Origin of the sequence: Aquitalea sp. FJL05, assembly GCF_003852595.1 — a bacterium.
Classification (GTDB): domain Bacteria; phylum Pseudomonadota; class Gammaproteobacteria; order Burkholderiales; family Chromobacteriaceae; genus Aquitalea; species Aquitalea aquatilis.
On record NZ_QAJS01000016.1, the window covers coordinates 338251 to 360729 of the forward strand.

At 57.8% G+C, this 22479-nt stretch carries 23 protein-coding genes; 9 read left to right on the plus strand and 14 right to left on the minus strand.

The features are described 5' to 3' along the window. Positions 1-12: 12 nt before the first annotated feature. The 5 genes from DBR44_RS15445 to DBR44_RS15465 form a co-directional block, all read right to left on the minus strand. The gene (locus DBR44_RS15445) at positions 13-1797 is read right to left on the minus strand and encodes a GGDEF domain-containing protein (RefSeq protein ID WP_124644909.1); all 1785 of its coding nucleotides are present in this window, start codon (positions 1795-1797) and stop codon (positions 13-15) included. A 76-nt stretch (positions 1798-1873) separates the two neighbouring features. Next, positions 1874-2164 (minus strand): cell division protein FtsB, encoded by a 291-nt coding sequence (ftsB, locus tag DBR44_RS15450; protein WP_059284867.1) that lies wholly within the window; start codon positions 2162-2164, stop codon positions 1874-1876. Between the two features lie 8 nt (positions 2165-2172). Next, complete coding sequence (gene eno, locus DBR44_RS15455) at positions 2173-3456, minus strand: phosphopyruvate hydratase (RefSeq protein ID WP_124644910.1); 1284 nt, start codon at positions 3454-3456, stop codon at positions 2173-2175. Between the two features lie 107 nt (positions 3457-3563). Further along, entirely contained in the window at positions 3564-4415 is an 852-nt protein-coding gene (gene kdsA / locus DBR44_RS15460; protein ID WP_103525330.1) for a 3-deoxy-8-phosphooctulonate synthase, read from the minus strand. 2 nt (positions 4416-4417) lie between these two features. Continuing rightward, a complete protein-coding gene (locus DBR44_RS15465; RefSeq protein ID WP_124644911.1) occupies positions 4418-6058 on the minus strand; it encodes a CTP synthase in 1641 nt (546 codons plus the stop codon). 268 nt (positions 6059-6326) lie between these two features. On the opposite strand from DBR44_RS15465, the gene rpmB reads away from it, so the two are divergent. From rpmB to DBR44_RS15480, 3 genes are all read left to right on the plus strand, one after another. Continuing rightward, a complete protein-coding gene (gene rpmB / locus DBR44_RS15470) occupies positions 6327-6560 on the plus strand; it encodes a 50S ribosomal protein L28 (protein ID WP_011137003.1) in 234 nt (77 codons plus the stop codon). 34 nt (positions 6561-6594) lie between these two features. Next, positions 6595-6750, plus strand: coding sequence for a 50S ribosomal protein L33 (gene rpmG / locus DBR44_RS15475; protein WP_012696028.1), 156 nt, complete (start codon positions 6595-6597; stop codon positions 6748-6750). Positions 6751-6984: 234 nt separating this feature from the next. Then, on the plus strand, positions 6985-7692 hold the full coding sequence (locus DBR44_RS15480; protein ID WP_124644912.1) for a type 1 glutamine amidotransferase: 708 nt from the start codon (positions 6985-6987) through the stop codon (positions 7690-7692). A 23-nt stretch (positions 7693-7715) separates the two neighbouring features. Here the strand turns inward: DBR44_RS15480 and DBR44_RS15485 are convergent, their stop codons facing one another. Genes DBR44_RS15485 through DBR44_RS15525 form a run of 9 tightly spaced genes read right to left on the minus strand, consistent with a single transcriptional unit; the run spans position 7716 to position 16104 of the window. Continuing rightward, positions 7716-8591, minus strand: a complete 876-nt coding sequence (locus tag DBR44_RS15485; RefSeq protein ID WP_124644913.1) for a uracil-DNA glycosylase family protein — start codon at positions 8589-8591, stop codon at positions 7716-7718. Beyond that, positions 8588-9025 (minus strand): ribosomal protein S18-alanine N-acetyltransferase, encoded by a 438-nt coding sequence (gene rimI, locus DBR44_RS15490; RefSeq protein WP_233578604.1) that lies wholly within the window; start codon positions 9023-9025, stop codon positions 8588-8590. Before rimI ends, DBR44_RS15485 begins: the two co-directional genes overlap by 4 nt. Continuing rightward, on the minus strand, positions 9022-9690 hold the full coding sequence (tsaB, locus tag DBR44_RS15495) for a tRNA (adenosine(37)-N6)-threonylcarbamoyltransferase complex dimerization subunit type 1 TsaB (RefSeq protein WP_124644914.1): 669 nt from the start codon (positions 9688-9690) through the stop codon (positions 9022-9024). The genes rimI and tsaB overlap by 4 nt, the downstream gene beginning before the upstream one ends. Before the next feature lie 33 nt (positions 9691-9723). Next, positions 9724-10947 (minus strand): EAL and HDOD domain-containing protein, encoded by a 1224-nt coding sequence (locus DBR44_RS15500; protein WP_124644915.1) that lies wholly within the window; start codon positions 10945-10947, stop codon positions 9724-9726. Between the two features lie 25 nt (positions 10948-10972). Next, a complete protein-coding gene (locus DBR44_RS15505; RefSeq protein ID WP_124644916.1) occupies positions 10973-12886 on the minus strand; it encodes a chemotaxis protein CheA in 1914 nt (637 codons plus the stop codon). A gap of 44 nt (positions 12887-12930) precedes the next feature. Continuing rightward, positions 12931-13683, minus strand: a complete 753-nt coding sequence (gene cheZ, locus DBR44_RS15510) for a protein phosphatase CheZ (protein ID WP_124644917.1) — start codon at positions 13681-13683, stop codon at positions 12931-12933. A gap of 54 nt (positions 13684-13737) precedes the next feature. Continuing rightward, on the minus strand, positions 13738-14127 hold the full coding sequence (gene cheY / locus DBR44_RS15515; protein WP_082693990.1) for a chemotaxis response regulator CheY: 390 nt from the start codon (positions 14125-14127) through the stop codon (positions 13738-13740). A 51-nt stretch (positions 14128-14178) separates the two neighbouring features. Beyond that, the gene (locus DBR44_RS15520) at positions 14179-15117 is read right to left on the minus strand and encodes a chemotaxis protein (protein WP_124644918.1); all 939 of its coding nucleotides are present in this window, start codon (positions 15115-15117) and stop codon (positions 14179-14181) included. 36 nt (positions 15118-15153) lie between these two features. Beyond that, entirely contained in the window at positions 15154-16104 is a 951-nt protein-coding gene (locus DBR44_RS15525; RefSeq protein ID WP_124644919.1) for a chemotaxis protein, read from the minus strand. Positions 16105-16306: 202 nt separating this feature from the next. On the opposite strand from DBR44_RS15525, the gene DBR44_RS15530 reads away from it, so the two are divergent. The 6 genes from DBR44_RS15530 to DBR44_RS15555 all read left to right on the plus strand — a co-directional run bounded on the left by DBR44_RS15530 (position 16307) and on the right by DBR44_RS15555 (position 22452). Next, the gene (locus tag DBR44_RS15530; RefSeq protein WP_124644920.1) at positions 16307-17467 is read left to right on the plus strand and encodes a PAS domain-containing sensor histidine kinase; all 1161 of its coding nucleotides are present in this window, start codon (positions 16307-16309) and stop codon (positions 17465-17467) included. An 18-nt stretch (positions 17468-17485) separates the two neighbouring features. Further along, entirely contained in the window at positions 17486-17794 is a 309-nt protein-coding gene (locus DBR44_RS15535; RefSeq protein WP_233170603.1) for an STAS domain-containing protein, read from the plus strand. A 278-nt stretch (positions 17795-18072) separates the two neighbouring features. Beyond that, positions 18073-19233, plus strand: coding sequence for a methyl-accepting chemotaxis protein (locus DBR44_RS20035; RefSeq protein WP_281279249.1), 1161 nt, complete (start codon positions 18073-18075; stop codon positions 19231-19233). After that, entirely contained in the window at positions 19211-19627 is a 417-nt protein-coding gene (locus DBR44_RS15545; protein ID WP_342773767.1) for a response regulator, read from the plus strand. The genes DBR44_RS20035 and DBR44_RS15545 overlap by 23 nt, the downstream gene beginning before the upstream one ends. Positions 19628-19712: 85 nt before the next feature. Beyond that, positions 19713-21941, plus strand: coding sequence for a chemotaxis protein CheW (locus DBR44_RS15550; RefSeq protein WP_199731064.1), 2229 nt, complete (start codon positions 19713-19715; stop codon positions 21939-21941). 16 nt (positions 21942-21957) lie between these two features. After that, a complete protein-coding gene (locus tag DBR44_RS15555) occupies positions 21958-22452 on the plus strand; it encodes a chemotaxis protein CheW (protein ID WP_124644922.1) in 495 nt (164 codons plus the stop codon). Positions 22453-22479: the final 27 nt, after the last annotated feature.

Sequence of the window (22479 nt, forward strand, 5' to 3'; positions counted from 1 at the left end):
TGACTGCGTGACTCAGATGATACGGTCTGGCTCGGCTGAAATGACCCGGTTCTTGCCGCTGATCTTGGCCTGATACATGGCCTGGTCGGCACGCTCGATCACTTCGATGTCTTGCTCGCCCAGATGCCATTTGGCCACGCCGGCGCTGAAGGTGATGACCAGCCGGTCGTTATTGGCCATGAAGAAGGTGCGGGTCAGTTCGCGCTGGAGTCGCTGCACCGTGTCGATGGCTTCTTCAACCGGCGTATCCGGCATGAGCAGGACAAATTCTTCACCGCCAAAACGGGCGACGATGTCGGCCGGACGCAGATTGTGCTTGATCACGTCCACCAGATATTTCAGGGCGTCATCGCCAGTCAGGTGGCCATAGCGGTCGTTGAGCTGCTTGAAATTGTCGACGTCGATCAAGGCGACGCTCAGGTCGCTGCTGGTGCGCTCGGCACGGCTGATCTCGCGCTGGAAATGCTCGGCCAGACCACGGCGGTTGTAGGCACCGGTCAGTTGGTCTTCCTTCACCTTGGCGCTGGCGGCTTCGAGTGCGTTTTCCAGTTCGTTGATGCGCTGTTCGGCGGCTTCTACCTGTTCACGGGCTGACAAGAGTTCGTCGCGCGAACGGGTCAGGTCCAGCTGCATCAGCGAGGTGTCTTCCATCAGCGAACCAATGATGCCGCTCAGCTCTTCGACATTGCTGGTTTGCTTCAATTTTTCGCTATGTTTGCTGATCTTGCTGTGGAAGTCGTCGGTGGTGTCGGTCATCAGCGCCAGGCGCGAGATGAAGCGGTCCAGCAGGGTGCGCAGCGAGCTGGTGGCTTCGTCCAGTGTGCTCTTCAGCATGCCCTGCTTGCGGATGACTTCCTTGAGGCTGGTTTCCAGCTGGTACACCTGCTGCATCGACAGCGGCTGGTGCGACAGCACTTCCTGCAGAGAATGGACCTGACCGACCAGATAATCATCCGAGCGGTTGATCTCGGCGACATTGTCCAGCAACAGGCGCAGCAGATTGGTCAGCCCGGAAACCAAGCGGCCTTCCTGCTGGGTTTGCAGTTCCAGCTTGATCATGAAACCGCGCAGCTTGGGCATGTAGACGTTGAGGCTGGCGTCGTCGCAAACCTGTTCCAGCTCGCGTATCAGCGCTTCCAGCGATTCCACCATGTCCGGCATGCTGATCAGGCGCGGTTCCAGCCCGTGCTTGAGGGCAAAGGCTAGCGTACGTTGCCATAGCGGCCAGCTGCTATTGTCCTGGCCTGCTACGGTGGGAATATTGCTGCCGATGCTTGCCGGATCATCCGGCATGGCTAGCGCTTCGCGCTGGCTGGCAGGGGCGCTCCAGTTTCTGACCAGAGCCGACAGTTTGGTATTGAGCTCTTCGGGCTGGTTGCCGTAGTTGATCAGTACCCGCTCCAGTGCTGCCTGCTTGTGATGTTGTGGCAGGTCGGGCAGGCGCAGATCCCAGCTGCGGATCAGGCTTTGTATCAGGCTGCCCCAGGTCTGGGTCAGATTGCTCTCGGTCAGTGCCAGCCGCAGAAAATCAATGGCCAGCTGCGGCAGTTGTTCCCAGCGCGACTCGTCGGTGGCTTGTTTGATGCGCAGCAGGGAAGTCTTGCTCTGCGGGGTTTCGGCTGGAATGGTTTCCAGTGCCCGCAGCAGCTGGGTGCCCAGCTTGTTGTCGCGCTCGATAGGGGTTTGTGTGAGCTCGTGGTAGACGCGCTCGAAATTTTCCGGTGTTGGCAGCAATTTGCGCATGCTCAGCTGCTTGAGCGTTTCGCGTGCAACCTCAATCGGATTCTGTGTTGTCATTGACCAAACCCTGGAAGTTTTAAAGCCAGCCATAATTATTTTTAGTCTAGGAGGGTGAAGGTTTGGATGGGCTTAGTCAATGTTTTGCAGAGGCGGCCGGATCCAGTAATTGAAAAAATACCTCACCATTGCGGATCATACCAAGTTCGTTTCGCGCCCTCTCCTCAATCGCGTCAGTTCCTTGCTTCAGATCACGTACTTCGGCATCCAGTGCTGCATTGCGGGCTATCAGCTTTTGCGTGACGGCCCGCTGTTCCTGCAGTTGCTTGTCCAGCTGCCAGACCCTGAGCCAGCTCCCCTTGCCAAACCACAAGGGCCATTGCAAGGCGATCAGCAGGGTTACCAGAGTCAGGGTCAGCCAGCGCATAGTTCAGCTTATTTCAGGTGGTAAAAGGCGGCACGGCCCGGATAGTAGGCAGCATCACCCAGCTCTTCTTCGATACGCAGCAGCTGGTTGTACTTGGCCATACGATCCGAACGCGACAGCGAGCCGGTCTTGATCTGCATGCAGTTGGTGGCCACGGCGAGGTCGGCAATGGTGCTGTCCTCGGTTTCGCCGGAGCGGTGGCTCATTACGCTGGTATAGCCGGAGCGCTTGGCCAGATCAACAGCTTTCAGGGTCTCGGACAGGGTGCCGATCTGGTTGACCTTCACCAGCAGCGAGTTGCAGATGCCGACCTCGATGCCCTTGGCCAGGATTTTCGGGTTGGTGACGAAGACATCGTCGCCCACCAGCTGGATGCGCTTGCCCAGACGGTCGGTCAGGATCTTCCAGCCGTCCCAGTCGTGTTCGCTCATGCCATCTTCGATGGAGATGATCGGGTAGTTGTTGACCAGGGTTTCCAGGTAGTCGGCAAACTGCTCGGAGGACAGTTGCAGGCCTTCGGCGGTCAGGTGGTACTTGCCATCCTTGTAGAACTCGGAAGAGGCACAGTCCAGCGCCAGCATCACGTCCTGGCCTGCTACGTAGCCGGCAGCATCGATGGCTTCCAGAATCAGCTTGATGGCATCTTCATGGCTGGCCAGGTTGGGGGCGAAGCCACCTTCGTCACCCACGGTGGTGGCGTAACCCTTGCTGTCACACAGTTTTTTCAGGCTGTGGAAGATCTCAGCGCCGCAGCGCAGTGCTTCGCGGAAGGTTTGTGCGCCAACCGGCATGATCATGAATTCCTGGATGTCCAGGGTGTTGTTGGCGTGAGCGCCGCCATTGATCACGTTCATCATCGGCAGCGGCAGGGCCATCGGGCCGGCACCACCCAGATAGCGGTACAGCGGCAGGCCGGCGTCTTCGGCTGCAGCGCGGGCCACGGCCATGGAAACGGCCAGCATGGCATTGGCGCCCAGGCGGGACTTGGTTTCGGTGCCGTCCAGTTCGATCAGGGTCTTGTCGATGAAGGCCTGGTCGGCAGCATCCAGGCCGATGATGGCTTCGCAGATTTCAGTATTGATGTTTTCTACGGCTTTCAGCACGCCCTTGCCCAAGTAGCGGCTCTTGTCGCCATCACGCAGTTCCAGTGCTTCCTTTTCGCCGGTGGAGGCGCCGCTGGGAACAGCTGCGCGGCCCATGACACCAGATTCCAGCAGTACATCGGCTTCAACGGTGGGATTGCCGCGGGAATCCAGAATCTCGCGGGCCACTACGTCAATAATCGAACTCATACTTGTCCCCTTCAGTTGCTTTGCTAGGTTAACCGTATCATCACCGGCCAGCCCTCACAGGCGGCTGGCCGCAGAAAACTTGTTACCACAGATGGAGCGAAAACGTATTACAGCGAGTGTTCCGGCCAGGCACTTTGCTTGACCAGGCTGTCCAGCTGTTGCAGCGTGGCCAGCAGTTCTTTCATGCGGCCCAGCGGCCAGGCATTGGGGCCGTCGGACATGGCACATGCCGGGTTGGGGTGGGTTTCCATGAAGATGCCGGCAATGCCAGCAGCCACGGCCGCACGCGCCAGTACCGGCACGAATTCGCGCTGTCCGCCGGAAGAGCTGCCTTGTCCGCCTGGCAGTTGTACCGAGTGGGTGGCATCGTAAACGACCGGGCAGCCGGTTTCGCGCATGATCATCAGCGAGCGCATGTCCGATACCAGGTTGTTATAACCAAAAGACACGCCACGCTCGCAGCTCATGAAGCTGTCTTCCGGCAAGCCGGCTTCCAGTGCGGCAGCACGGGCTTTGTCGATGACATTTTTCATGTCGCCCGGTGCCAGGAACTGGCCCTTCTTGATGTTGACCGGTTTGCCGCATTGCGCAACTGCGCGGATGAAGTCGGTCTGGCGGCACAGGAAGGCCGGGGTCTGCAGCACATCCACCACGCTGGCGACCTGGGCGATTTCACTCTCTGCGTGTACATCGGTCAAGACGGGAACGCCGATCTGGCGCTTTACTTCGTCCAGGATGCGCAGGCCTTCATCGATGCCGAAGCCGCGAAACGAGGTGCCGGAAGAACGGTTGGCCTTGTCATAGCTCGACTTGTAGATGAAGTTGATGCCCAGTTCGCTGGTGATTTCCTTCAGCTGACCGGCGGTGTCCAGAGCCATCTGTTCGCTTTCGATCACGCAGGGGCCGGCGATCAGGAACAGGGGCTGGTTGAGGCCGACTTCGAATCCGCACAGTTTCATGCTTATTTCCCTTGCTTTTCAGCCTTGTAGTCGATGGCGGCCTGCACATAGGCCTTGAACAGCGGGTGGCCATCGCGTGGGGTAGAGGTGAATTCCGGGTGGAACTGGCAGGCAAAGAACCAGCGATGGTCTTTCAGTTCGATGGTTTCCACCAGCTTTTCATGACCGGCGGAACGGCCGGAAATGGTCAGGCCGGCTGTTTCCAGGCGCTGTACGTAGTAGTTGTTGACTTCGTAGCGGTGACGATGGCGCTCGACAATGTCGGTAGCGCCGTACACGCGTGCTGCCAGCGAGCCATCTACCAGATCACAGTGCTGACCGCCCAGACGCATGGTGCCGCCCAGATTGGAGTTTTCATCACGCTTTTCGATCTTGCCGTCGTGATTGACCCATTCGTCGATCAGGGCGACCACCGGGTAATCGGTGTCGAGGTCGAATTCGGTGGAGTTGGCACCAGCCAGACCGGCCACGTCACGCGCGTATTCGATCAGCGCGATCTGCATGCCCAGACAGATACCCATGTAGGGGATATTGTTCTCGCGGGCAAACTTGACGGCCTTGATCTTGCCTTCCACACCGCGCTTGCCAAAGCCGCCCGGAACCAGGATGGCGTCCATGTCCTTCAGCGATTCGGCGCCATCACGTTCGATGTCTTCGGAGTCGACATAGATGATGTTGACGGCCGAGCGTGTGTGGATGCCGGCGTGTTTCAGGGCTTCGGACAGCGATTTGTAGGATTCGGTCAGATCGACGTATTTGCCGACCATGGCGATGTTGACCGACTGCTCCGGGTGCTCGATGGCGTCGATGATGCGCGCCCATACCGACAGGTCGGCCGGCGGAATGTCCAGCTGCATGTGTTCGGTGATGATGTCGTCGATGCCTTGCTCGTGCAGCATCGCCGGTACCTTGTAGATGGAGTCGGAGTCATAACAGCCGATGACGGCGTTTTCTTCCACATTGCAGAACAGGGCGATCTTGCGCTTTTCATCGGCCGGCAGTTCGCGGTCCATGCGGCACAGCAGGATATCCGGCTGGATGCCGATTTCGCGCAGTTCCTTCACCGAGTGCTGGGTCGGCTTGGTCTTGATCTCGCCTGCGGTCGCGATGAACGGCACGTAGGACAGATGCACATACATGGTGTTCTTGCGGCCCAGGTTGGAGCGCAGCTGGCGGATGGCTTCCAGGAAGGGCAGGGATTCGATATCACCCACGGTGCCGCCGATTTCGACGATGGCTACGTCGGCATCGCCGGCGCCCTCATGCACCTTGTGCTTGATTTCGTCGGTGATGTGCGGAATGACCTGTACGGTGCCACCCAGGTAATCGCCACGGCGTTCCTTGGTGATGACCGACTCGTAAACCTGACCGGTGGTAAAGTTGTTGCTCTTCTTCATCTTGGACTGGATGAAGCGCTCATAGTGGCCAAGGTCAAGGTCGGTCTCTGCGCCGTCTTCCGTCACGAATACTTCACCGTGCTGGAAGGGGCTCATGGTACCCGGATCGACGTTGATGTACGGGTCGAGCTTCAGCATGGTGACTTTCAGCCCGCGCGACTCAAGAATGGCAGCAATGGACGCAGCGGCAATGCCCTTCCCGAGGGAAGACACCACACCGCCGGTTACGAAGATATACTTGGTCATGGAATTACGGCTCTATGGGAATCCGGGATTTTAACCTGAAATCGCTTGGATTTGAACCGCCATGGCACCGCTTGTTGCAACAATGAATGCAACACTTGCTTCGGGCAATTGCATGTTGCACTCGCGTGTTTGTGGTAATTCCGTTACAATCCGCCCCGACTGTTTCATATACGAGATCGTGCTTTCTGCGGAAGGTGCGCATCATGCTTGAATCGCTGGCTTTTTTCATGGTATAAAGCCAGCTTTTACCGGTTTTGGGAGTGTTAACATGGCGCGTGTTTGCAAAGTCACCGGCAAACGTCCGATGACCGGGAACAATGTTTCCCACGCCAACAACAAGACGAAACGTCGTTTCCTGCCGAACTTGCAGTACCGCAAGTTCTGGGTAGAAAGCGAAAACCGCTGGGTGCGCCTGCGCGTATCCAACGCTGCACTGCGTACTATCGATAAAGTTGGTATCGATGTAGTGCTGGCAGATCTGCGCGCTCGTGGCGAGATCTAAGCGGTCAACTAGATAGCGACAGATAGGTTATACAATGCGCGATAAAATCAAGCTTGAATCCACAGCCGGCACTGGCCACTTCTATACCACTACGAAGAACAAGCGCACGATGCCGGAAAAAATGGAGATCAAAAAATTTGATCCCGTTGTCCGTAAACACGTTATCTACAAGGAAACCAAGCTGAAGTAAGCTTGTTTTTCGGTAACGTTCAAGAGCCCTTCTCTGGTGCACGGAGAAGGGTTTTTTATTGCCTGTCATGCACGGGATTATTGTGTTGTTTCTGAGGCGCACTTAGGCTGGTCTCTTGATGATTTGATCAAGTATCAATTCATTGCCTGTATTAATTCATCTATATTGGCTTTTTAAATTTTTTTGTGATCATTTTTGCATCGATTGGGTGCCAGGTGAGCATGAGGAAACGACATGAAGCCTATCGCCATCATTCAGCATGTATCGCTGGATGGACCAGAGTATTTTCTCGATTATCTAAACCGCCAGAGCATCCCTTCGCGCATTTTCAAGGTCTATGCCGGTGATGTGCTGCCCGATGATGTGTCAACTTACGCCGGCATCGCCACCTTTGGTGGTCCGATGAGCGTAAACGACGAGACAGAGCATGACTGGATTCTGCCGGAGATTGATTTCCTGCGGCGGGCAGTGGCTGCTGATGTGCCGGTGATTGGGCACTGCCTGGGTGGCCAGCTGCTGGCCCGGGCGCTTGGGGCGCAGGTACGCAAGGCTGCAATCCCGGAAATCGGCTGGATCGATCTGCAGGCCGAGCCGCTAGCGGAGGAGTGGTTTGGCCAGCGCGCGTCCTTGCGTGTTTTTCAGTGGCATAGTGACAGCTTCGACTTGCCGCAAGGTGCCAGCTTGCTCGCCAGTAGTGCTTATTGTCGCAACCAGGCTTATCTTTACGATGGCCGGCACCTGGGCATGCAGTTTCATTGCGAGGTGAAGGTAGAAATGATCCGGCAGTGGTTGCAGGTGGGTTATCAGGAGATCGATGCCCATGATCTGCCCAGCGTCATGTCTGTGGCGCAGATTGCAGCTTCGCTGGAGGAGGGCATGCCACAGAGCCACGCCCAGGCCGATGACATCTATCGGCGCTGGCTGCTGGGCGTTTATGGCTGATGATGGCAGGTTCTGCGGCGCAACTAGCTGCTGAGGCGGCTGAAGTGCTGCTTGGCCAGCACCATGTCTTGCCAGGCCTTGGCCTTGTCCGGCAGATTGCGTAGCAGATAGGCCGGGTGGTAAGTGGCAATCAGCGGAATGCCTTGATACTGGTGTAACTGACCGCGCAACTTGCCTATGCTTTGCTCGGTTTGCAGCAGGGTTTGCACGGCAAAGCGGCCCAGCGCCAGGATCAGGGTGGGTTGTACATGGCGGATCTGCTGTTGCAGATAAGTGCTGCACGCCAGGATTTCTTCCGGAGCCGGGTTGCGATTGCCTGGTGGCCGGCATTTCAACACATTGGCGATATAGACATCGTGCTCACGGTCCAGCCCGGCAGCGGCCAGCATATTGGCCAGCAACTGACCGGCCTTGCCGACAAAGGGCTGGCCTTGCTTGTCTTCCTGTTCGCCGGGTGCCTCGCCGATCAGCATCCAGCGTGCCCGCGGATTACCACGGCCAAATACCGTTTGGGTGCGAGTGTGGCAGAGCTGACAGTTCTGGCAGTTTGCCACTGCTTGTTCAAGCTGGTCCCAGCCTAGCTCCACCAGCGGCTGGGGCGATGACAGCGGCTGCTCCAGGTGGTCAGTCACACCGGCGGCAGCTAATGCTGCGTCCAGCGTGCTTGGTGCTGCAGTTTCGCTTGTCACCATGGCCGGGGTGGGCATGTGGACATTGGTAACAGCAGCTGGTGCCGGGATGGCTACAGTGTCTGTTGTGGGCGGCTGGCTGGATTGCTGCTGTGCCAGTTGCATGGCTTGCCGGTCCAGTTCGGCCGGATGCTGTTCAAACCAGCCGCTGCGGGCCTGCCATTGCGGGCCAAGGCCGATGGCCTGCTGGATAAAGCTGCTGCGGTTCACAGGCTGGCCTCCATCAGGATGGCGTGTTCGCGTTGACCATCGTGGCCAGGATAGTAGTTTTTGCGCAGGCCGGACTCACGAAAGCCACAGCGTTGATAGAGTGCCCGCGCCGGGGTATTGCTGGCACGTACTTCCAGAAACAGGCGCTGACAGCCCTGTTGCTGGAGATCCTGCATCAGGCCGGCCAGTAGTTGTCGGCCCAGACCGCGCCCTTGCTGCGGCGCGGCGATGACAATGTTCAGCAATTCGGCTTCATCCAGCACGGGCATGACCACGGCAAAGCCGATCTCTTGTTGACCAAGGCAGTAAAACGGGTGGCCAGCGTTGATGGAGTCCTGATAATTGCCTTCGCTCCAGCCATGCGGTGTCGCAGCGGCTTCCAGCGTGGCCAGGCTGTGGGCGGAGGCAGGATGGTAGCGGTGGACGCTGCTCATCCCTTGAGCGCCTGCTGTTCGATTGAGGTCAAGGCCACTTTGTTGCGGACGTAAAGCAGTTCGGCTTCGCGCGGGTGCTGCATGGGATAACGGCCGCTCTGTGCCAGCGCGATGTGGGCACGGGCATCGGCGCGCAGGACGCCGCTATGGCGGATGTGCTCGCGCTGTCCAGCCAGCAGGGCAGGGTAATTATCAAAGCCGTCACCAGCCACCAGGCTGATACCGTCCGGTAGTATTACCGCTTGGGGGTCCTGCAGGGTAATGGGTCCCCGGCGTTGCCAGTGAGGGCCGGTCTGGTAGACCGCGCAGTACACCTGCTGCATGCGGGCATCCAGGCAAACCAGCAGCTGGCCGGCTTCACTTTGCTGGGCAACTGCATCCAGTGTGGGGATGCCGATGACCGGCAGCCCGGCTGAAAAGGCCAGTCCTTGCGCCAGGCCGCAGGCAATGCGCAGACCAGTAAACGAACCTGGCCCCTGCCCGAAGACGATGGCGTCCAGTGCTCCGAGTTTGATGCCCGCCTGTTGTAGCAGGCGGTCAATTTCCGGCAGGGTCCGTTCCGCGTGTTTTTGCCCCATTTCCTCATGAAAGGCGTGCATTTCGCCATCCAGGCTGAGGGCCAGGGACAAATAACTGCTGGAGGTATCAATGGCTAACAGTTTCATCGAAGGGTTCGGAACCGGCTGAAGGGCTGGCAATTATAAGCCCAGATCCTCTACCCATGCGAGTGCGGCGACGTGGGCCTGATTGAGCTGGTCCGCGCTGAGCTTCAGTTGGGCTGACTGTTCAACTACGCCGGTCAGCTGGCCATCTTCGCAGCTGCAGGTCAGTTGCAGCAGCGCGCCCATCTGGCCCTTGCGTTCCGCCAGGGCTTCGATCAGGGCAGCCGGCAGCTGCAAGTGTTCCAGAATATTGGGCATGGGCATGTCGAACAGCACATCCAGCAGGCTGAACATGCCGACGATGAACAAATTGTCGCAGTCGTCATGATTCAGTCCCAGCTGCTCACCCAGTAATTCCATGAGGCGGCCGCGGGTCACCGCAGTTTTCTGCAAGGCGGGCGGTGCACGGCCATCGTCAGAGGCCGTGATCAGCAACAGGGTCAGCCAGCGGTAAAGCTTTTTGTAGCCCAGTACGGTGACGGCATGCGAGAAGGAGCTGATGGTGGTATTCAGCCCGGCTGCCGCGGAGTTGACATAGCGCAGCAGCTTGAAGGACAGGGCCACATCGCGCTTTAGGATCTGTTCTACCTGGCGCAGGTCAGCATCCATGCGCAACAGGTTGAGCAGTTCCAGCGCATTACTGAAGGTGGGATGAATCACCCGCGCCGACAGCGTTTCCGGCTTGGCGAAGTAGTAGCCCTGAAAGCCATCCATGCCCAGTTCCTTGCACAGATGGTATTGCTCGTGGGTTTCCACCCGCTCGGCGATGCGGATCACCGGATAGCTGCGCAAACGGGCCGCCAGCACCTGGAAGTGGTTGGTATTGCGGTTCTGGATATCCAGCTTGACGTAGTTGGCGAACTCCAGAAAAGCGGCGGACTGGGCTTCGAACGAGAAATCATCCAGAGCGATGCCAAAACCCAGCGAACGCAGATGGCGCGCCCGCGACAGCAGCTCGCTGGAGGCGCTGATGTCGGGGGCGATATCCAGAATCACGCGGCGCGGTGGCAGCAGCTCCAGAAAGTCGCTGGTGAGCATGGCTTCACCAACATTGATAAACGCCAGCTTGTTGCCGATCAGCCAGCTGGTACCCATATTGTTCAGGGTATTGACCAATACCTGGGTATCCGCCTGCAGTTCGCTGTGAGGGCCTACCGAGTTGGCTTCCTCGCTTGCACGAAAAAGCAGCTCATACCCGATGAGCTGCTGGTTACGGTTTAATACCGTTTGTCGGCCAATGAAGGCGCTTTGTGAGGTCATTAAAACTTGCCAGTTCTGGTTTTTCTTATGCGGAGATCAACTCCGAGGTCCGGACTTGACCGTTGGTGCCATCGCTGGAGCTGAGCAGGTCTTCCATGTCCAGTACCAGGACTACCGAGCCATCACCAGACAGCGTGGCACCAGCCACACCCTTCGGACGAATATTCTGCAGCGGCTTGATGACAACATCGTCACGACCGACAAAGGAGTCGATGGCCAGAATGAAGGACTTTTCGGCCGACTGCATCAGCACGCCAAAGTAAGGCTTCTGCGTCGGTTCCCAGCCTAGCAGGCCGGCAAGCGTGCGCAGTGGCAGGATTTCGTCGCGCACCACGATGGTGGGCTTGCCGGATACTTCCTGGATGGCATTCGGATCGATGGTGATGATCTCGCGCACCATGGCCAGCGGTACGGCAAACGGCTGGTTGCAGGCACGTACCACCAGTACCGGCAGAATGGCGAGCGTCAGCGGCAACGAGATGCTGATGCGAGTGCCTTCGCCCGGCAGCGAGTTGATATCGATGCGGCCGTTCAGCTTCTGGATATTGGTCCGCACCACGTCCATGCCGACACCACGGCCGGAGACGCTGGAAATCTGGTCCTTGGTTGAGAAGCCCGGCATGAAGATGAGCTGCAGGCACTGCTTCTCGTCCAGACCGTTGGCGGTTTCCTGGTCGATCAGGCCCTTTTCGATAGCCTTGCGACGCAGGGCATCCGGATTCATGCCCTTGCCATCGTCGGTGATTTCAATCTGGATGTGATCGCCCACCTGTTCGGCAGTCAGCTGGATCAGCGATTGCGGCTTCTTGCCTGCGGCAATGCGCTCTTCTGGTGACTCCACACCATGATCGACCGCATTGCGAACCAGGTGGACCAGCGGATCGTTCAGATCTTCGATCATGGTCTTGTCCAGCTCGGTTTCCTCACCGGACAGCACCAGCTCGACTTCCTTGCCCAGTTGGCGGGCCAGGTCACGCGCCAAGCGCGGGTACTTCTGGAACAGGCGGCCAATCGGCTGCATGCGGGTCTTCATCACCGCGTTCTGCAGGTCACCCACCAGCAGGTCGAGCTGGCTGATGGCTTCGTCCAGCGAACGCAGGGTGTTGCCGTCGCGATTGCCCTGCAGGATTTCCGTGCGCAGGGTAGTCAGGCGGTTCTTGGTCAGGCCGATTTCGCCGGACAGATTGAGCACCATGTCCAGGCGTACGGTATCGATACGGATGGTGTTTTCCTGCGGGCCACTGCTATTGCCGGCGCTGCTGGGCTGCTTGTTGGCAACAGCCTTGGTGGCGGGCTTGGCTGCAGGGATGTGTTCTGCTGCGGGCAGCAATTCCTGAACCGGTGTCGTGGCGACGGCAGTCACCGGTGCTGCCGGTGCCGGTGCGGCTGCCGGGGCAGTCGGAGCGGCCTGCGGCACGATGGCCTGATGCAGGGCATTCCAGTCCGGACCGTCTGTCGCGGCGGCTGCGGCTGGAGCAGGGGTGGCCACAGCTTGCGCTGCCGGGGCCACTGCTGCAGGGGCTGCAGCTTCTGCCTTGCCGGGCATCTCGCCGGCCAGTACGGCGTCCAGCGCATTGAGTACGTCGGCATCGGCATCGGCCACCATCAGGCCTTGGCCCAGGGTGCCGAACATGTCGCGCACAATGCCGGTTGCGTCCAGGATCACGTCCATGACTTCTGGCGTGATGTGGAGTTCACCATTGCGCAGCTTGTCGAACAGGTTTTCGGTGCGATGGCACAAATTCACCATCGGACCCACATTCAGAAAGCCAGCTCCGCCCTTGATGGTATGAAAACCCCGGAAAATGTCATTCAGCAGTGCCTTGTCTTCAGGACGCTTTTCCAGTTCCACCAGTTTGTTGTCCACGTCGGACAGCAGATCGGTAGACTCCATCAGGAAGTCTTGTAGCAGTTCTTCCATGCCGCCAAAATCGCTCATTTTCTCACCCCGCTTATGCCGCTAACACGTTCACCGCTTTTTGTTTAGAAGCCCAGGCTTTCCAGCAGATCATCGACCTGCTGCTGGCTGGACACCACGTCCGTTCTGCCTTCCGGATTGACTACCGGTCCATTCAGCAGATTATTGTCCAGCTCGGCCTTCTTCGAATCCGGAGAGAATTCGATCAGGAAGGCGACCAGTTCCGTTTCCAGTATATGCACCATATCCATCATTTTCTTGATGACTTGGCCGGTCAGGTCCTGAAAGTCTTGCGCCATCACGATTTCCAGCAACTGGGTATTGGTGGCTTGAGTCTGTTTCGGAACATGGCCGAGGTACTGACGGGTATCCTCGGCGAGGTTCTTGAATTCGGCAGTGGACAGCTGGTTGGCATAGAGCAGGTTCCAGCGTTCCGACAGCAGTTTGGCACGGCTTTCCAGATCATCCTGGTAGGGTTTGGCCAGATCGGTGGCATTCAGCACCCGCTCTGCGGCACTTTCCGTCAGCGAGGCGATATAGCTCAGCCTGTCCTTGGCATCGGGAATGGCATCCGCCACCTTCCCCAGCGATTTGTCGTAGCCCAGGTCACGCAGTGCGTCGTGCATCTTGCGGGTTAGCTGGCCAATCTGTTCGTACATGACTGCCGTACTGATTTCGTTGCTACCTGCCGTGGTGACCGCCCCAGCCGATGTCGTCGAGACTGCTTCTGGTTCTTTTTGCTGTTGCTGACTGGCTATGCTGTCAAACAATGCTTCGAGATCCGGGGAATCTCCACTTTCCAGAATGTGATCCGGCACGATAGCCTCTCCTCAGTGCTGACTAGGCAAGTTTATTTGCTATGTTTATTCGTTTTACTTGTTCATGGTCTGGAAGATCTTGTTCATCTTTTCTTCCAGTGTTGCCGCCGTGAACGGTTTGACGATGTAGCCGCTGGCTCCGGCCATGGCGGCTTCTATGATGTTTTCCCGCTTGGCTTCGGCAGTAATCATCATGAAGGGCAGATGCTTGATCTGTTGATCGGCGCGTACTGCTTTCAGCAACTCGATGCCGGTCATGTTCGGCATGTTCCAGTCGGAAACGATAAAGTCGAAATGCTGCGTTTTCAGCTTGTGCAAGGCAACCTGGCCGTCTTCGGCTTCATCGACGTTGGTGAACCCCAACTCTTTCAGCAGGTTGCGAACAATTCTTCTCATGGTCGAGAAATCGTCCACAACGAGGAATCGCATGTTTTTATCTGGCATCTGGGTAGGTCCTGAAATGTCGGTATTCCATTGAGCCGTTGATTTTAACGGTTACCTCTGCAGGAATGGAATCAAAGTTTCAGCCAGTATTGCCGGATCGAATTTGGCAACATAGGCATCGACACCCACGCTGGAACCCATCGCCTTGTTGGCGTTGGAGGAGAGCGAGGAGTGCATGATAACCGGGATGCCTTTAAAGCGGACATCGGATTTGATCAGTTTGGTCAGGACATAGCCGTCCATTTCCGGCATTTCCGCATCCACCAGAATGATCTTCAGATAGTCGTGCAGCGATTCGTCCTCGCCCCAGTTGCGGCTGGCCAGCACTTGCAGGCGGTCCCAGGCTTCGCGGCCATTGGTGGCCTGCTGGAACTTGATGCCCATCTTTTCCAGCACACTGGTGATTTCCTTGCGCGCCACCACCGAGTCGTCGACGAAGAACAGGTACTGGTCGTTCTCCAGCTGTGCCTGCGGGATGTCCGGCAGGCGTGGCTCACCCACCACGGTAGCCAGAATCTGCTCCACGTCCAGAATGGAAACCAGCTTGCCGTCTTCCAGCTCGGTAATCGCGGTAATCAGGTTGGAGTTGGTCGTGGTGCTCATCATGTTTTCCGGGGCACGTACCCGGTCCCAGTCGACGCGGATGATGCGGTCGACCGAATCCACCAGAAAAGCCTGCGTGCTCTTGTTGAATTCGGTGACGATCATGGTGTCGAATTTGCGTCCGCTCTGTTCCGAACCGACGAAACGTGCCAGCGAAATGACCGGGATGATGTTGCCGCGCAGGGACAGCACGCCCTGCACCCCGAACGGCATGTTGGGGGTTTTGGTGATGGCCGGCGTTTGTGATACTTCCCTGACCTTGAATACATTGATGCCGAAGGTTTCGCGGGTGCCCAGCGAAAACAGCAGGATTTCCATTTTGTTGGAGCCCGCCAGTTTGGTACGGGCATCGACGCTGGCAAGCAAGGATGCGTCTGTTGCTGACATATTTTTTCCCTCTTCCGAATGGCTGTCCGGTTTGCTTTAGTTTTTGGCCAGGTTGAGCATTTCGCGCAGCTTCATCGACAGCTTCTGGGCTTCGAATTTCGAGACATATTCGTCGACGCCCACCGACTGGCCCAGCTTCTGGTTGGAAGAGCCGGACAGCGAGGAGTGCATCAGTACCGGAATGCCGGCAAAGCGCGGGTCGCTCTTGATCAGCTTGGTCAGCATGTAGCCGTCCATTTCCGGCATTTCCACGTCGGTCAGTACCAGATGCAGGGTTTCACACAGGCGCTTGCCGGACAGCTCGGCCTGCATGGCCATTTTTTGCAGTTCTTCCCAGGCGCGCATGCCATTGATGGCGTAGGCGTATTTGACCTGCATCGCGTCCAGGGTGCGTTCGATCTGTTTGCGGGCGACGGCGGAGTCGTCGGTGAAGAAGATCATGCGTTCTTCTTTTACCGGTTCGATATTGATGAAGTGGTGGGAATCGTCAACCAGCGAGGTTTCGGCCAGTACTTTTTCCACATCCATCATCATCACCAGGGTGCCCTGATCCAGCTCGGTGACGGCGGTGACCAGGCCGGCCATGCGGTTGGTGATCATGTCCGGCGGCACGCGCATGGCAGACCAGTCCAGGCGCAAAATGGTGTCGACCGCTTCCACCAGAAAGCCCTGCGTGTGGCCGTTGTACTCGGTGACGATCATGATTTCCGGCTTGTTGCTGGTGACGATGCCAGCGTATTTGGCCAGATCAATCACCGGCACCAGCGAGCCGCGCAGGCTGACCATGCCTTCGACCGACGATGGCATTTCCGGGGCGGACGTGATTTCAGGGGTGCGCATGACTTCGCGCACCTTGAACACGTTAATGCCGAAAACTTCTTTTCTTCCCGTACGCTGGTCGTGCCCCAGGGAGAACAGCAGGATTTCCAGCTTGTTGGTCCCCGCCAGTTTTGTTCTGGCATCAATTTTTTTAAGAAGCTCTGACACAGAAACCTCCGCTGCATCGGTTCGTTGTGGTGGCGCAATACTCCCGTTGTATACGCCAATTATTCATTTTCCCAGCTTTCTTTGAAAACTGTCTTGGCTCAGATCAGACTTTAAGTTGGCTTGGCTCAGACTTAGTCATTATCATACTGTTTAAGTCCTTTTTACAAATACGACGCTAAACATGGCCAAGACAGCATCAAATTTGAAAGACCAGGAGATGCTGGAGGCGGCTTTCGAGCAGTTCAACACTGTTTCTAGTCAGTTAATCGATGCTTATCGCCAGCTCGAAGTGCAGGTTAACGTACTGAATGCGCAACTGGACGAGGCTAACAACCAATTGCGTAAACAGCGTGACGAAAACGCCGAACTCGCCGAAAGATTGGGGATGTTGCTGGAAGCGCTGCCTGCCGGCGTGGTACAGCTGGCCGCCGATGGCGTGGTCGTGGCTGAAAATCCGGCGGCCCAGCTTTTGCTGCAAGGCAAGCACGGCGGGATGGCCTGGGATACCGTCATGGCCGGCTGGACGCGCTCCGAACTGGACGGGACCTATACCTTGCCGCAGCAAGAGTCTGCCCGTCGTCTGGCCTTGCAATATCAGGATTTGCCGGCCTCGGGCGGACGCATCGTGCTGCTGCATGATGTCAGCCGTCTGCATCATCTGACGGTGGAGCTGGCGCACCAGCAAAAGCTGGCCGCGATGGGCGGCATGGCTGCGTCGCTGGCGCACCAGTTACGCACCCCGCTGGCCACGGCCATGCTTTATACCGCCAATCTGAAGCAGGAAGGCTTGCGGCCAGAGGACCGGGCGAAGTTTGTCGACAAGAGCCTGGCCCGGATGAAGGCGCTGGAGGGGCTGATCCAGAACATGCTGGGGTTTGTGCGCGGCCAGACCAGTGCGCTGGAGTGGCTCGATGTCGCGGCGCTGGTTGAGGATGTCGCTGCGGTATTGATACCGCAATGTCATGAGCGTGACATGATTTGGGATTGCAATAACCTGCTGCCTTCTGCCATAACGGTAATGGGTGACCGCAAGGCCCTGCAGGGGGCGCTGGTCAACCTGCTGGAAAATGCCATGCATTTCTCGCCGGAAGGCGGGCGTATCGGCCTCACGGTGAGTCTGCGGGATGAGCAGGTTTGTTTCCGGGTAGAGGATGATGGCGTGGGCCTGCAGGGGGCTGATCCGGCCAGGCTGTTCGAGCCTTTCTTTACCACCCGCCCAGGCGGAACAGGCCTTGGGCTGTCCATCGTGAAAAAGGTGGCGGAAGAGCTGGCCGGCACGGTGATGGGTGGGGATCGTGCGCAAGGTGGTGCTTATTTTGAATTGACTCTCCCCTGCCGCGGGACGGGAGCGGTCGATGTGTAATGTGAATCAGGGGGATAGATGATGAAGCCAGTGGTTAAAGTAGAAGGTCAGGTTGGTACGCTCGTTCTGGTCGGCCAGTTCGATTTCAATCTGCACAAGGATTTCCGTCTTGCCAGCCAGGAGTTGCTGGAAAATCCGGCCGTGCAGGAAATTCAGGTCGATTTTGATCAAGTGCCCTTTCTGGATAGCTCGGCGCTGGGCATGTTGCTGCTGCTGAAAGAACGCGCTACCAGTCAGAAAAAATCGATGTCGCTGATCAATTGCCGCGATACCGTGCTGCAAGTGCTGGAAATCGCCTGCTTCAACAAGATGTTCACCATCAAGTAATGCCTTCACTCTGTGACGTAGTGCCGGCCCGGGCTGGCTGGTGAGCGCCATCTCGCTGTCTGTCGGGGTTTCCGTTGGCAGCAAGTCAGTCTATATATTTTGACAGACAGCCGTTTTGTCGGTTTTCTGTAGAAGTGATAAAAACATTAATAATTAATTATTTAATGGCTAATACCATTATTTACACCATCCGGTCGATTTTCTCCTTGATTAAGCTGGCATATTAGTTGATGAAGAAGATAGTACATTGGCAATTTTGCTGAATGACCGGGGGCTACATGGTGCTTTTCTATCCGCAGCGACGTTTCGTGGCGTGTGGTCTTTGCCTGATTTCGGTACTGGTGATATTGAGTGGCCCCTTGTGGGGTGCGCTGGTGTGGGGCCTGGCTTTGCCGCTTGCCGCCAGCCTGCTGTTCGTATTGCATTTTCTGTACCTAGCCAAGGAGCCGACGGTGATGGATAGGGAAGAGGCGGATTCCGGCAAGACCGCAGCTGCACCTGCTGCGCCTGACTGCCTTGACTTCATTCAGGAGCAGATCTCCCAGTCAAAGCTGGAGGTGAGCCGGGTACAGACGCTGATCCAGGATGCGGTACTGACCCTGGTCAACAGTTTTTCCGGCCTGTCGCAGGAGGCCGCTGCACAGTTGCAGCTAGCCGAAAGCCTGGCCAAAGGCGAGGTGGGCATGGACTCGCATGCCATGTCTTTCAGCACTTTTGTCAATGAAATCGCCAATGCGATGGGCAGCTTTGTTGAAAAGACGGTGGAGAACAGCCGGCTGGCCATGCTGCTGGTCGAGCAGATGGAGTCGATTGGTCAGGAGATGCAGGGGGTCATTCTGTTGCTGGATGAGATTCACTCCATTACCAACCAAACCAATATGCTGGCCTTGAACGCTTCGATCGAGGCGGCCAGGGCCGGGGAGGCCGGCAGGGGGTTTGCCGTGGTGGCCGAGGAAGTCCGCCATCTGTCCGGCCGCACCAGTAGTTTCAGCGATGAAATCCGTAACCTGATCAACCGGGTGAATGGTTCGGTCGAGCATGCCGAGGGGCTGATCAACCAGCTGGCCTCGCAGGACATGATGTTTACCTTGCAGGCCAAACAGCGGCTGGATGACACTTCATCGCGCATCCGGGTGATGGATGCGGTGATGGCCGAATCAATCGGTCGCTTGCGCCATGGCGTGGGCTTGCTGTCAGACCACGTGGGCGATGCGGTGCGTTCGCTGCAGTTTCAGGACATGGTGTCGCAATTGATTGCCCATGTCGGCAAGCGTTTGTACGGCATCGAAGAAATGATGGAATTGACCAGCAACAAGCAGCAACAACAAGGGCAGTGGGAGGTGAGAGCCTCTGCCCGGCTGGCAGAACTGCAAATCAGCTTGTCCAACAATCCGGTGGCACAAGGTCAGATGCAGAGTGGCAGCATTGATTTGTTTTGAGCGTGAACAAAAGAAAAGTGGGAACAACATGCCAAAAAAAGTACTGACAGTCGATGATTCGGCGTCAATCCGTCAAATGGTGACCTTTACTCTCAAAAGTGCGGGCTATGAGGTAGTAGAGGCGGTCGATGGCAATGGTGGTCTGGCGCGGGCCCAGGCGGACAGCTTTGACCTGATCCTGACCGACCAGAACATGCCGGGCATGGACGGCCTGAACCTGATTCGCGCGCTGCGCAAATTGCCGGCCTATGGCACGACGCCCATCCTGATGCTGACCACCGAGTCCAGCGATCAGATGAAATCGCTGGGGCGAGCCGCCGGTGCTACCGGCTGGCTGGTCAAGCCGTTTGATCCGCAAAAGCTGCTGGATGTGGTAAAGCGGCTGGTTGGCTGATTGCCCAGACCGATCGTGATGTGCCGGGCGACAGCAGACGGGTTCCACCGCTGACTATCCGGACTGCGCAGTAAGGGGAAGCATCGTGTCAATCGATATGTCGCAGTTTCATCAGGTGTTCTTTGATGAAACCGACGAGCATCTGGCCACCATGGAGTCCGTGTTGCTGGGGGTAGACCTGGCGGCACCGGACGGCGAAGACCTCAATGCCATTTTCCGTGCTGCCCACTCCATCAAGGGGGGGGCGGCTACGTTCGGGTTTGCCGATCTGGCTGCGCTGACCCATATCCTGGAAAACCTGCTGGACAAGGTGCGCAAGGGCAGCATGCGGCTGACTGCCGACATGGTGGATGCCTGCCTGAATGCCAAGGATGTGCTGGCCGGCATGCTGGGCGCACACCGCGGTGGCGAGGCCGTGGCCGAGTCCGCGATCAGTGCGGTGGAAAACTGGCTGGAACGGCTGGTTGCCGGTGGCGGCTCCGCACCGCCGCCGGTGGTGGCGCCTGTGCAGTCATCCGCCGCGCCTGCAGTCTGCACCACGCTGTATGTCGAGCTGGACTGCTGCTTGCCGACCACCGATTACCCGGCACTGTTGCAGTCGCTGACTGCGCTGGGTGAGCTGAGTGTGGTGCAAGAAGGGGGGGGGAGTGATCAACTGCCCTGGGTAGTGATTTTCACCTCGACGCTGGCTGCTGACGAAGTGGCCGAATCGCTGGCCTTTTCCATTTCGCCGGAACACTTCCGCATCACCCAGGATCATGGCCAGCAAGACGAGGGCGATTTCGGGCTGTTTCTTTCTTCCAGTATTGCCAGCCCCACACAGACTGCTGCTGCCGACATTGCCTTTGAAGAGGATGGCTTCGGCTTGTTCGAACCCTTGGCCGCTGCCGTTGGCGGCAGCGAGCCGACGGCAGACATGCTGTATGAGGAAGAGGGCTTCGGGCTGTTTGCCCCGGTAGCCGGGCCAGCCATCGCACCAGTCATGTTGCACGAGGAAGAAGGTTTTGGCCTGTTTGCACCGCTGGAGCCGGCTGTGGCCGTGGCGGCCGCACCCACGGTTGCCGTGGTGGCCGCTCCGCGACAGGAGCGTGCTGCACCGGCCGTGGAAAACTCCATTCGGGTGAATATCGACAAGGTCGACCTGCTACTGAATCTGGTGGGCGAGCTGGTCATTACCCAGTCCATGCTCACCCAGTCCAGCCAGGAGCTGGACGCCGTGCAATACGAACGCCTGCTGGGCGGCATCTCGGCCTTGCAGCGCAACTCGCGTGAATTGCAGGAAGCGGTGATGTCCATTCGCATGACGCCCATCGCCTTTGTCTTCAACCGTTTTCCGCGTGTGGTACGCGATCTGGCCGGCAAGCTGGGCAAGCAGATCGAGCTGAAAATGGTGGGCGAAAATACCGAGCTGGACAAAGGCTTTATCGAAAAGCTGGCCGACCCGCTGACCCATCTGGTGCGCAACAGCCTGGACCACGGGGTGGAATCGCCCGAGGTCCGGGTGGCCAAGGGCAAGTCGGCCGTGGGGCGACTGACACTGCGGGCCTTTCATCAGGGCAGCAGCATCGTGATTGAAGTGACCGACGATGGCGCCGGCCTTAATCGCGAGCGCATTCTGGCCAAGGCGCGCGAGCGCGGCATGCCGGTCAGCGATGCCTTGAGCGATAGCGAGGTGTGGGGGCTGATTTTCGAGGCGGGCTTCTCCACGGCAACCGAAGTGACCGATGTGTCTGGTCGCGGAGTGGGCATGGATGTGGTCAAGCGCAATATCCAGAGCATGGGTGGCCGCATCGATATCGATTCCATGCCGGATTTCGGCACCACCATCAGCATCCGCCTGCCACTGACGCTGGCGATCATGGATGGCATGTCGGTGCGTGTCGGCCAGGATATCTATGTCATCCCGCTGACTTTTGTGCTGGAGTCCCTGCAGCCGCAGGCTCCGGAACTGAAAACGGTAGCAGGGCGCGGCCAGCTGGTGAATGTGCGCGGCCAATACCTGCCCATCGTGTCGCTGGCTGCCTTCTTCGGCCATGTCGATGCCAGTGCCGCCAGCGATCCCACCAGCGCCATTCTGGTCATCGTCGAGGCCGGCGGCTATCAGTTGGCCCTGCTGGTGGATGAACTCATCGGCCAGCAACAGTTCGTGGTAAAGAATCTGGAAACCAATTATCGCAAAGTCGAGGGCATGTCCGGCGCCACCATCATGGGGGATGGCCGGGTTGCCCTGATTCTGGATATATCGATCATCGCCCGTCACAACCAGCGACCGGCGCAAACGGCGGCACGGCAGGCCATGACAGACGAGGCATGAGGGGAAGGCAGAACCGATGACAGAACAGCTGGAATACCGCCACGGGCAAAGCAAGGCAGTGCGCGAGCTGCTGGTGTTTACCCTGGGACAGGAAGAATACGGGATCGACATCCTGAAAGTGCAGGAGATTCGTGGCTACGAAGCGGTGACGCGCATTGCCAACGCCCCTGCCTTCATCAAGGGAGTGGTCAATCTGCGTGGCAGCATCGTGCCGATTGTCGACATGCGCATCAAGTTCGGGCTGGGCGAACCGGTCTACAACGCATTTACGGTGGTGATCATCCTCAATATCTTCCAGCGTACGGTGGGGATGGTGGTGGATGGCGTGTCCGATGTCATCCAGCTGGCTGAGGATGAACTGCGCGATCCGCCGGAGTTTGGTTCCGTGGTGGAAACCACGTATATCGAGGGCCTGGGCACCCAAGGGGAGCGCATGGTGATTATTGTGGATATCGAGCGCCTGATGAGCAGTGATGAGATGGCGCTGGTGGATATTACCGACCGTGGCTGAGGCCGACATGGCGTTTGGGAGAGGTGA